Source organism: Methanococcus voltae (assembly GCF_024807655.1).
Lineage (GTDB): Archaea > AGJL01 > Methanococci > Methanococcales > Methanococcaceae > Methanococcus > Methanococcus voltae_D.
The window spans coordinates 65,330-76,706 of sequence record NZ_JANUCR010000006.1; the positions used below are offsets into that span (position 1 = coordinate 65,330).

General features: G+C 24.3%; 10 protein-coding genes. 3 read left to right on the forward strand and 7 right to left on the reverse strand.

The features are described from left to right. Nucleotides 1–37 precede the first annotated feature (37 nt). The 3 genes from cas5b to J3E06_RS07400 are packed head-to-tail and all read left to right on the forward strand — an operon-like array spanning nucleotide 38 to nucleotide 4,083. Nucleotides 38–763 carry a type I-B CRISPR-associated protein Cas5b gene (gene cas5b / locus J3E06_RS07390; RefSeq protein WP_013179914.1) on the forward strand — a complete coding sequence of 242 codons (726 nt, stop codon included), beginning with the start codon at nucleotides 38–40 and terminating at the stop codon, nucleotides 761–763. Next, on the forward strand, nucleotides 744–3,389 hold the full coding sequence (locus J3E06_RS07395) for a CRISPR-associated helicase/endonuclease Cas3 (protein ID WP_013179915.1): 2,646 nt from the start codon (nucleotides 744–746) through the stop codon (nucleotides 3,387–3,389). The genes cas5b and J3E06_RS07395 overlap by 20 nt, the downstream gene beginning before the upstream one ends. Before the next feature lie 19 nt (nucleotides 3,390–3,408). Next, nucleotides 3,409–4,083 carry a CRISPR-associated endonuclease Cas6 gene (locus J3E06_RS07400; protein ID WP_013179916.1) on the forward strand — a complete coding sequence of 225 codons (675 nt, stop codon included), beginning with the start codon at nucleotides 3,409–3,411 and terminating at the stop codon, nucleotides 4,081–4,083. 61 nt (nucleotides 4,084–4,144) lie between these two features. On the opposite strand, the gene J3E06_RS07405 is transcribed toward J3E06_RS07400, so the two are convergent. From J3E06_RS07405 to J3E06_RS07435, 7 genes are read right to left on the reverse strand one after another with little or no spacing between them, the layout of a single operon-like run. Then, the gene (locus J3E06_RS07405) at nucleotides 4,145–4,552 is read right to left on the reverse strand and encodes a hypothetical protein (protein WP_013179917.1); all 408 of its coding nucleotides are present in this window, start codon (nucleotides 4,550–4,552) and stop codon (nucleotides 4,145–4,147) included. Nucleotides 4,553–4,606: 54 nt separating this feature from the next. Next, nucleotides 4,607–5,707 (reverse strand): type III-B CRISPR module RAMP protein Cmr6, encoded by a 1,101-nt coding sequence (gene cmr6, locus J3E06_RS07410; RefSeq protein ID WP_013179918.1) that lies wholly within the window; start codon nucleotides 5,705–5,707, stop codon nucleotides 4,607–4,609. 11 nt (nucleotides 5,708–5,718) lie between these two features. Beyond that, a complete protein-coding gene (locus tag J3E06_RS07415; protein ID WP_013179919.1) occupies nucleotides 5,719–6,093 on the reverse strand; it encodes a type III-B CRISPR module-associated protein Cmr5 in 375 nt (124 codons plus the stop codon). Beyond that, nucleotides 6,086–6,916, reverse strand: coding sequence for a type III-B CRISPR module RAMP protein Cmr4 (cmr4, locus tag J3E06_RS07420; protein ID WP_013179920.1), 831 nt, complete (start codon nucleotides 6,914–6,916; stop codon nucleotides 6,086–6,088). The genes J3E06_RS07415 and cmr4 overlap by 8 nt, the downstream gene beginning before the upstream one ends. After that, on the reverse strand, nucleotides 6,913–8,160 hold the full coding sequence (locus J3E06_RS07425; RefSeq protein ID WP_013179921.1) for a type III-B CRISPR module-associated Cmr3 family protein: 1,248 nt from the start codon (nucleotides 8,158–8,160) through the stop codon (nucleotides 6,913–6,915). Before J3E06_RS07425 ends, cmr4 begins: the two co-directional genes overlap by 4 nt. Beyond that, complete coding sequence (gene cas10, locus J3E06_RS07430; protein WP_013179922.1) at nucleotides 8,161–9,903, reverse strand: type III-B CRISPR-associated protein Cas10/Cmr2; 1,743 nt, start codon at nucleotides 9,901–9,903, stop codon at nucleotides 8,161–8,163. It lies immediately after the preceding gene. Then, nucleotides 9,887–11,242 (reverse strand): hypothetical protein, encoded by a 1,356-nt coding sequence (locus J3E06_RS07435; RefSeq protein WP_013179923.1) that lies wholly within the window; start codon nucleotides 11,240–11,242, stop codon nucleotides 9,887–9,889. The genes cas10 and J3E06_RS07435 overlap by 17 nt, the downstream gene beginning before the upstream one ends. Between the last annotated feature and the right edge of the window lie 135 nt (nucleotides 11,243–11,377).

Below are 11,377 nucleotides of genomic sequence, written 5' to 3' on the forward strand. Positions count from 1 at the left end.
ATGATTCAAAATATTTAAAAATATTTAACGTGATATTATGGATAAAAATGTATTAGTTTTCAATGTTCAAAGTAATTACGGACGTTTCAGAAAACCCTATACTACCACATCCGCACTAACTTATTTATGCATACATCCTGTAGCGCTTAAAGGACTTATCGGTGCCATATTAGGGATTAAAAAAGAAGATTTAATCCATGAGACCTCAAATTTAACTTTGGGAATCGAAGTACTATCGGCTATTGATAAAGATTTACAATCTGTAAAATTATTATCCCTAAAGTCCGGAATGTTCCACTTTCCCGCTAATGTTGAATTTTTAAGAAATCCCAATTATAATATATACGTAAAATGGGATTCAAAAAATTATAACGCCTTGAAAGACAAATTAGCTTCAGGAGAAGTTTTTTTTACCCCTTATTTGGGAGTAAGTGAAAATGTTGCTAAAATAAGTTATGTTGGGGAATTTAAAGAATTAAATGAAATAGGGAATACAAAAATAGAACATACGGATATAAAACATATAGATTCAATATTTCCTGTAGCAGAATTTAATATAGAAATTGATTTGAATGATGCTAATAAAAAATATTATTTTGATACAATACCTATCAAAAATAATGAAAAAAGAGAATATACGGAATATAAACGAGTTTTAATTTCAAAAGATGCAATACGTATCAATTGTAATAACTTAAACAACCTACATAATTTTAGTAATTTATCTAAAATCGGTGAGAAATGTGTCTACTTCTTTAAATAATGGTAAAAGTGAATGTAAAAATATAGCATATACTATTAAATCTCACCCTTCTAAATTATTAAAAGACCATCTAGAAGGTGTTTTACAAATTTGTGATTTTTTTACAAATAATTATTATGGGGTTTATTTCCAAAATAATGAAGAATATTCTATTTTAAAGAAAATAACATATATTATAGCACTTTGTCATGATTTTGGAAAAATTACTCCTTATTTTCAAGAGTATATACAAAATATTATTGATGAAAAATCTACTCTAAAAAATTCTAAATATAAAAATCATAGCTTAATTTCAGCTTATTTTACATATTATGTTGTTTCAAAGTATTTAAAATCAATAAATAAGTTAGACGAGGTAGATAATGAAAACTTCAAAAATTTACCATATTTTTCATATTTGATTGTAAAAAGACATCACGGAAACATTAAAAACGCAAAAGAAGAACGAGTTTTAGTAGATGACGATTTAATAAATTTACAAAAAGATAGTATTGTTAATGGAAAAAAAGAATACGTTGAAGAAATAAATTTAATTTACAATGAGTTATTCAAAAAATATGGTATTTTTGAGGATGAAATTGATATTTTAGAATTTTTTGGAAATTTAATGGTTCCAGGTACTAAAAGTATCAACTATATTGTCAAAAAAAGCTATAAAACCTGTAAAAAATCTATCGATAAAAATACAGATTTTGCAAATTCGGAAGATATAGAACAACTCCAATATATGTATTCTATACTACTAACCGCAGATAAAATGGACGCAGGAAATATAAACTTGCAAAAAAACTCTCCAATGTATTCAAAAGAATTAATAGAGCCGTATATTCAAAGTTTAAATCAAAAGAATACTATAGAACCTAATGTAAAAAATATTAAAAATATAAATAAAAATATAAATGACATAAGAAATGACATATTTAATGATTTAAAAAACAGATTAAATAATATAAATTTAAAAGAAAATCACGTATTATCCTTAAATTTACCTACGGGAACTGGAAAAACTTTATTATCATATTATACGGCTTTCCATATTGCAAATGAATTAAATAAAAAAAATATATTTCCTAAAATAATTTATTCATTACCATTTACTACAGTAATTGACCAAAATTATGAAGTTTTAGAAAAGTTACTACATATGAATAATGAAAATACAAGTATTCATAATAACGGACTTATAAAATATCACTCTTTAGCAGAAATTCCTGATAATTTAGAAAATGAAGCTGAAGAAGAATTTTATAATAATAGTAATATCTGTGATAAAAATAGTAAATATTTAGATTATAATATAAAATTTAGTTATGACAATTGGCAAGGGAAAGTCATTGTTACTACTTTTGTACAACTATTTAACACATTTTTCAAACTTGGGTTAAATAAAATTAATCATAGATACTATAACCTTAGAAATTCAATAATCATACTTGATGAAATTCAAGCGATAAATCCAAGTTATTATAAAATAATTAACAAATATTTAAATATGTTATGTGAAAAATATGGAATTTACATAATATTGGCTACTGCTACTATGACGCCGTTGTTTGACGATTCAATGGAATTAGTAAGTTCTAAAAAATATTTTGAGAAATTAAATAGAATTACACTATATAATAAATCAAAAGAAGAAATTAATATTGAAGATTTTAAAGAATTGGTTTTAAATGACATTTTAGATAATGAAAATAATAATACTAATAATACTAATAAATCAAAAGATAAATTTTTAATAGTTATGAATACAGTGAATTCTGCACGTCAAGTTTACGAATTTATGTCAAATAAGTTGTTGGATAAAAATAATAACTATGATGGCGAAGTAATTTATTTATCAACAGAAGTTGCCCCTAAAAAAAGAATGGAAATAATTGATAAAATTAAGGATAAAGAAAATAGAAATAAAAATAGAAAATACGTTGTAGTATCTACTCAATTAGTAGAAGCAGGTGTAGATATTGATATGGATGTAATATATCGGGATTTTGCACCAATAGATAGTATAACACAAACTTCAGGTCGTGCAAATAGAAATGGGGCAAATGATGAAAAAGGTATAATTTACATCTACAAAGTAACAAATGAAAAAGATAAATGTTATTCCAAATTTATATATCCAGCGTGGTGTATTCAATTAACCAAAGATATATTAAATAAACAAAAAAATAGGGAAATTTCAGAAAATGAATTCCAAGTTATAAATGAAACTTATCAGCACGAATTGCACGGAAATCGAATAAGTTACATAGATTCGAATAAAATGGAAGAAAACCTAAAAGAATTAAATATAAAAAGCTTTAGGGACAGTTTTAATTTAATAGATAATAATTATAGAATTTATGATATTTATTTAAATTATGACAATGAATTTAATGAAATAATTGGCGAAATTGAAAAAGAATTATTAAAGTCCAAAAAAAATAATATAAAAATAAAAAATCTATTTAAAAAATTGAATAAATATAAAATATCAATTTCAAAAGACAAATACTACAATATTAAAGATAATTTAAAAGAATTGTCCAACTTAGAAATTGAAATAGTAAATAAAGAATATTGCGAAGGCGGTTATTTACGTTATGATAGAATAGAAGATGCACCCATACAAATTTTCTATTAAAATATATAAAGGAGATATAATGGATTTACAATACTTAATGATAAAATATATTGATTTACACTTAAAAATGAGAGATGGAATGAAACTAAGAGGTTATTTTGCTAATAAATACAAAGATTTAGAAGTATTCCATAATCACGATAATACTAAAGAAGAAACTAAAAATAAGAAATTTCATTTTAGATACCCCACAGTTCAGTTTAAAGTAATTGACAGCAATCCTGTAATCGTAGCCATAAATGAAGGTGCAAATACTTTAAAAGACGTCGTACTTTATGAAGATACTATAAAAATAGATGATAAAGAGTATTCTGTTCAAAGAGCTGAATTATCTTCCAAAAGCGTAAACTTTGGATTATCTAATGAAATACATACCTACGAGTTTAAAACGCCGTGGATGTCTTTAAATCAGAATAATTATCCAAATTACTTAGCATTAGATGATATAGATAAAGAAGAAAAACTTAAATCCGTATTAATTGGTAATATACTTTCAATGTCTAAAAATATAGGTTATAAAGTTGATGAAAAAATTAAAGTAAGTGTCGATTTAAAGCCTATTGAATTAAACTTTAAAGATATAAAAATGAAAGGTTTTAAAGGAACGTTTAAAACTAACTTTGATATTCCTGATTATTTAGGACTTGGTAAATCCGTTTCAAGAGGTTTAGGAAGTATTGTAAAAGTTAAATAATTATTGTATTTTTTATTTTTTGTAATTATTTATTTATTTTTATTATTACTTTTATTATTATTTATTCTTCAAACAAATAAACCATTTCCACATCTTTAAACTCAATAGTGATGGTTGTTTGTTTAAATTCTTTTTTTATGAGTTCTGCAAAATAAATAACTGCTTTTTTGTAGAGTTCTAAATTAACAAATTTCGGATTTGCACTACCTATTATTGTAAATGTATCCTCCCCACCTACTGGGCAACCCCATTCTGTGTTGTATATACAGTTGGTAGCTTTTAGTACACCAGAAGGATAAACTTCTGTTTCTTTCATAGTTTCTAATAATAACTTTTGCAAAATTGTCCCTATTTCTTTTGAAATATTATTTTTCATTAATTTTTCGTTTTCGTGAAAGTAACCTTCATTTATTCCAAAAGTTATTGTATATTGAATTGTTTTAAAAGTTTCTTTTATAATTGTAATCACCTATTTTAATTAATAATAAATTAAATTAATTATTAATTATTGGTATTATTGTTCCTATTCCAAATTTCCATAACCTACTTTTGTTTTTGCACCAATGCCTATATCTATTAATATCTTTTTAAATAAATCTATTTTATTTTCGGCAGATATTTCTATTGGTTCATTTCCAGCTATATTTATTTGAGAATTATTTAATAAAAAGTTAAATTTAATTTTATTATTTGGACCTATTTTTAAGAATTTTAAAGGTACGGGGTCTTTAAAAACTTCTTTATGTGGTGTTATATAATCATCTTCAAATAATTTGTTATTATTATCTTCAGAGTATATTTCAGCATCTAAAAATATATCTCTATTATACATTGGTATTGTTTCTTTATCTGAAACTTTACCTTCAAATATTAAATCTCTTAACTTAACGATGAATTCTATTTTATTATCTTGTATATTTATACCATCTTCCAAGTTGAGTATATTTACTAAGTAGTCAATTTTTGACTTATTTTTAGACTCTTTTTCTTCCTTATTTAACGAATCTACATCGCCTATCGGAAATATGCTTCTCAAAGTACCTTTTACCGAAGAGCCGGGGACTATTGGCAAACCTGTGGTGTAATCAAAGAAAAATCCTAATTTAAATTCTTCATCTGCACGACTGGTTTCGTGAGTATATCCTGAACCAATAAGTAAACCAGGATATAATATATTTAATTTAAACTCTTTATTTAATTTTTCGAAGTTCTTTTTGGGAATTAATTCAGTTTTTTCATAATTCTTATTTATATCCTGTACAGAAATGGAAGGTTTAAATTTAATTTTGTCAATATTAGGATTTTCTTTTGCATTTTTTTCTAAATTTGTATAATATTCTCTATAATATAAATATCCCAAATTTCCATTTGACATTTTATCAGCTTTTTCGTTTTTAATAACTTTATTTTTATTATTTTTAATATTCTTATTATTTAATTCGATTTTTGAATTTTCAGAATTGCCCCTATAATTTTTATTTTTTTGATTAATGGTACTATTTTGATTCTTAGAAGTATTATTATCTTTTTTTGATAGGTTATTTGATAGGTTATTTGAAGTAGTAAAACTAGTTATTTTTTTTACAACATTTTCTTTCCTACTTTTTTTGTTTCGCTTTGCCATCGAAAAACCACCTATTTCTCTTCAATTTTAAATGTCCTTAAAGCTAATTTTAAAGCAATTATCGCATCCATTATTTTTTCTTTTGATTCTTCTTCATTATTACATGTGTATTCTAATAAATCCTCATCATCTGTTTTCCCGATGACTTCTAAAATTAAATCATTTACTATTTTCTTCTCGTCTTTACCTTCATAAAATACAACCGCAGGTATTAAACCGCTTTGAATAATTGCAGGGCCATAAGAAGCTAAGTATCCGCTTACTTCTTTTCTAATCTCCGTATCATTTTTCCATAACCCTTTATCACCCACTTTGTCGCATTCTTTACATTCTTTAATGACATTTAAAGCAATTGGTATATAACTTTCGACTTGTTTTTTACTCATTATTTCCCTCATTGCTTTTTATAATATCAATATTACAAAATCCATATCCAATTGTAGCATTTCCGCCGATTTGAACTAATTTTTCATTAATAGCCCCTTCAAATTTCTTGTCTAATTCAGTATCTTCACAGTTTGTCATAAAGTAAAATATTGATTTCCGCGGTACTACTTCCTCATACCATAAATTTTTACTTTCTCCGTTTTCAAGCTGATTTCTTGCAATTACGGGTAATTCTAAGTTTTTAAATTCTTCGTTAGTCGTTATATAGATTTTAAGCTCTTCGCCTTTTAAAATATCATTAAATATATTAATACTATGCGATTGTAAATCTATCTCTTGTAATTTTATACTAGATATATTTTCAAATTTTTCATCTTCTACTTTTTTATAATTTTTAGTTAATTGTTTTAATTGTTTTAAACCTTCTTTTTCATCTTCTTTAATCCCCGAAATCTCTAAATATTCGAAAAAATCACTTAAAGCTTGTGGACAAGTAACTAACACATAAGGTCTTTTATTACTTCTAACGGGTCTAAATAATATTTTAGCATCAAAAAATGCCATTTTACCCTTACCACCTAACGCATCGTTCTCCAAGTTTGTATTACTATCTTTACCAAATATTTTAACTACATCGTCCTTACTCCCCGTACATTCAAAGAAAGCTCTTAAAGCTCCTTTTAAACTAGAAGAGTTAATTATTGGATAGTTTGTAACACAATCCCTTTGAACCATATTATCAATTACACCATATGTGGTATCACCACTGCCAACGTGAAGATTTGTAATTGTTTTTATAAAATAAACATTTTTCGAACTCATTCCTTATCACCCATAGCTACATATTGATTATACCCAATTTTTTTAAGAATGTCATATTTGTTGTCATTTAATATTTTTTCAATTTTCAATTTGTTGTCATTTTCAAAATGAATAACGCTTCCTTTTTTTAGGAATTTATATTGATTATCAAGCTTAGTTTTATGCTTAAAATCCTGTAAATTAATTGTAGCAAAATTCTTTAATTCCGTATGTATTAATAGAGAATTTTCCCTAATTTCCTTATAATCATCATTTGCAAGATACGTATCTGACATTAATGTTATTGTATTTTCTTCAAATTTTAAATTATCAAATAATTTATCCTTCTCAATTTTTTGAATTTCCAAGTTAAATGACGAATTTTCTGCACCCATATTTACAATATTTATATAATTTTCATCTAATTTTTTCAACTTTTTATTATTCTTAAGTGACAATATGAAACAAAAGCCCCATTCTTCATCTAATTTATCTTTATTTCTTAATTTATAGCTTTTTTGCTTATAATATCCATCTTCATTATCCTTGTTGTTTTTAGAGATATTAATTCCAATATTTATATTTTCAATAAATATATCACTATATTTTTTGAAATTTTCAAATTCATTGATATTTTTTGTTTCCACAGTGTAGCTATTATCTTTTTGATTAAATTCTAACACTTTAAACACTATTTCATTATTATGGGTTTTAGGATTAAAGTATACGTAGTTACTATCTTCTTGTACATAATATCCTTTAGTATTATTTTTAGTAATAATATCTTTATTTTCATTTTCAATGTTTTTGAATTTTAAAGGCTTTAATTTAGTTTTATCACAAGTAGGTTGGTAATTAAAAGGTATTTGCGTATAAATTTCTAATTTATTTTTATCTTCATTATCTTTTTTATATAAAACTACTGGCGATATTTCTTTAATATACCCAATATCTGTTTTAAATTCTTTATATTCTTTAAACTCTTCCAATTTGTCTAATTCTAATTTAAAATCCCCGATTATTTCGTGTATATATATATTTTCTTTTTGATAATCCATAATATTAGATTTATAATCTCCAGTGATTTTTAACAATTCTTTTCTTATCATTCCTAAAACGGTAGTTTGTTGTGGGAACTTTTCAGAATTTACGAGATAATTTTTTAAAGAATCATCCGCACCCTCTCCAAAAGTTTCTTTTCCACCAAAGAAATAACTGTCAATCGGTTTTAATGTAACGAGATAGTAATTTAAATCATCAGTCATTTATTCACCTCTCTCATTTAAGAAGCTTAATACCCTTAAAATTCTTTCAAAAGTTTCAATTGCATTATTTTCCTTTTTCGAATTATTGTACGGATATTCATAATAGCAAGCCTTTAATAAATTTTTAATATTGTTAATTTGTTTTTCATTTGACTTGTGAACATCTTTTTTAAAGTTATTTTCAAAGTAATTGTCAATAGAATTATCAAATTCTTTAATGTTATTTTCAAAATCATTAGTTCCATTATTTACGTATAAATTATATAACGAATTTAAAATTACTCCATCTTTTGCAATTTTTGTCTTAAATGATTGCAATATTTTTCTATTTTCTTTAACTTCTTCTTCTGTTTTAGGGGATATAATTTTGAGCAATTCCTTAAATATTTTATATACTGATTTTTGTTCTTTTTCATCCTTTTTTATTTTATTTAATGTAATTTGTATTTCCTGCCCACTGTGTTTTAAAATTTTTAAAGCAACTGCATTTTTCTCATATTTTTTGTTTTCATCTTTTAAATTAGGTGTTATTATACATTTTTTAGCTTTTTCAAGTAGTAAATTATCTGATTCGTTTAAAGCTTCATATAATGGATATTTGTAATAATTAATCGTTAGTCCGTACGATAAAGATGGTTTTATTTCTTTTTCATTTATTGTCCCAGTTCCAAATTTTTTATCAAATTTTTCGTCAATATCTTCTATAAGTCCAAATATTGTTTTAAAGTTATTGGTATCATCTTGATAAATTAAAGGCACAAACGCTAATATATCGTCGCCACCAATGTATATCGGTAAACCACCGTAATTTTCAATGATTTTAACTGTTTCTTTTGAAAAATTAAACAATTTCTTTGAAAATTCGATATATTTCACAATATCTTCGTTATTTTTAGTTTCATTGGTACTTTCTTTTAAGAAATTTTTTAACACTTTACCGACAGAATCCCCGTCTGCTTTTAAAATGGCATAATATTTATAATGTTTTTTAAAATTTTTATTTCCTGCACATTTTTTATAAATTTCATTATACTTTCCGCCATTTATTAAGTCCTTAAAATTATCAATTTTAATATCATTAAATTTAATAAAATTACCTAATGCAATTTCCGGAAGTGATTTTATCATATTTTTAGTATCCTCTCCAAAACAATCTTCTGCTAAAAAACTGCTTTTTATAGCATTATTTTCAAAAAATTTAAACAATGGATTTTTTATATTACAAGGATTATGACTTTGATAATTTGGTTCTAATTCTAAACTGTCTAAATACTCTGTTAATGTATTTATTGCATCTTTTTTAGATTCAAACTGTTTTATAACACCATAAATTTGAAAATAATTCATTAAAACTTTTTTTTGGGCATTATTTTTGGAAATATCTACTTTTAATTCGTTATCATGATTTTTTGATATTATTTTATTTGCCAACTCACTTAATACTTTATTTTTAATTTCTTCAAATTTTTCTTTATTAAAATCCTTAGAAACTTTTAAAATACACCTATCGGGGAATAAACCTGCATTGTACTTGTTATCTTTAAAGTTTTCTTCAACATAGGGGGTTAATATTTCAAAGTCCTCTTTATTTATTTTTTTTTCTTTTAGCTTTATTATCATCTGCTTCATAATATATGAAAATATATAACTTCCACCCCAAGCGTGACCTGTTTTTTTAGCAGAAGCGATAGTTTGTACAATTGGACCGATTGTAAATCCTAAATAATTATTGTTTTTTGTCATTATTCACCCCTACTGGTTCATAGTCTAATTCTTTCATATTCTTTTCTAAAAAATCTTTAATATCAAAATCTGATGGAACTTCTAAATCAGATATTTTATCCAATTTTAAATTAGCATAGTTATCTTTTTTATTGAGTGAAGGTTTAAAAGAATATCTTTGTACATTTTTGAATGCATTAGTTTCATAACATATCATATATGGCATATTATCTATAACTTTATAATATATTGGAGACTGATAACGCTCTATTGGATTATTAGACCTATTTTTTATACCAATGTTGATAAATTTCTTTGGACTTTCTTTCTTCATAAACCTAAAACCTGTTCCCAATCCCAATAAAGGTCTAATAAATTTATAATCATAATCTTGTTTTTTGTCGGAATTTTTATATAAATTTTTATTATTTTTATCACCTTTTAAATCATTGAATAAATTCTCAGAATTACTTGTTTTCTTATTATATGCCTTTTTTAAACTATATTTTATAAATCGCTTTTCCCAGTAGGTTTTTTTAGTAGGATTATTAAAATATTCCATAAGTAATGATTTTTTATAAATTTTACATTTCTCGTCTTTATACTGTTCTTTGAAAATATCAATCGTATCTTGCAATTCATCCTTTTCATCATCTTTTAACTTAAAATCCTCTTCGGTTAAGCCTGATTTTAAGTATTTGTAATCATAAGCAATCTGTCTAACTGCTTCTTCCATATCGCCAAATTTTGAATATTCATAAATTGCAACTATTTTAGACCTATTCTTTTCATTTAATTCAAATTTTTTTTCTTTTTCAAGTAATTTTTTATATAATTCATTAAAATCAGTATTTTTGTCCGTACCATTTATTTTTTTAACTGTAAAAGAGCCAAAACCTTTATTTTGTCTTGCTCCAAAGTTTGTTATTGCGAAAAAACTTTCAATATTTTCTTGAATTTTTGTTATTAATTCAGTATGAAAACTAAAAATTTTTAATTCAATCTCATTATACATTTTAAATTTATATTTATCCCTATTTCCAAATCCAGAATTTCCAAAAAATAATTTATTAAATGGATTTTTACTAATATCATATGCATTATTTTCTCTTGAAACTTTTATTGTAACCCTATAATCAAAAGCTTCATTTTTAATTTCCTTATCTTCTTTTTCCGTATTATATCCAATTAAAAATGTTTTATATTGTTCAATATTATTTTCAAAAGCATACTTCTTTAAAAATTTATCCAACTTAGGTTTTAACTCCGTTCCCCTAAGAGTTGCCCCACTTTGCTCATGTTGGAAATGAATCATAGGTGTATGTTGCTTTAATTCAATAGTTAACTCGTTCGATGTCATAAATTCACCTATTGTATACCCACTTAATTATTTAATACATATTAATTAGTTTGGAAAATATATAAAAATATCGATTTAATCCTGATAATATTAATATTATATAATGTAAATAATTGAAAAAAGAATGTATTAGTT

What these genes read in the sequence shown, in the direction of transcription:
- cmr4 (WP_013179920.1), bottom strand. Translation starts at nt 6,916, where the DNA reads ATGAGTTCGAAAAATGTTTATTTTATAAAAACAATTACAAATCTTCAC.
- J3E06_RS07435 (WP_013179923.1), bottom strand. Translation starts at nt 11,242, where the DNA reads ATGACATCGAACGAGTTAACTATTGAATTAAAGCAACATACACCTATG.
- J3E06_RS07415 (WP_013179919.1), bottom strand. Translation starts at nt 6,093, where the DNA reads ATGAGTAAAAAACAAGTCGAAAGTTATATACCAATTGCTTTAAATGTC.
- cmr6 (WP_013179918.1), bottom strand. Translation starts at nt 5,707, where the DNA reads ATGGCAAAGCGAAACAAAAAAAGTAGGAAAGAAAATGTTGTAAAAAAA.
- J3E06_RS07400 (WP_013179916.1), top strand. Translation starts at nt 3,409, where the DNA reads ATGGATTTACAATACTTAATGATAAAATATATTGATTTACACTTAAAA.
- J3E06_RS07425 (WP_013179921.1), bottom strand. Translation starts at nt 8,160, where the DNA reads ATGACTGATGATTTAAATTACTATCTCGTTACATTAAAACCGATTGAC.
- cas10 (WP_013179922.1), bottom strand. Translation starts at nt 9,903, where the DNA reads ATGACAAAAAACAATAATTATTTAGGATTTACAATCGGTCCAATTGTA.
- cas5b (WP_013179914.1), top strand. Translation starts at nt 38, where the DNA reads ATGGATAAAAATGTATTAGTTTTCAATGTTCAAAGTAATTACGGACGT.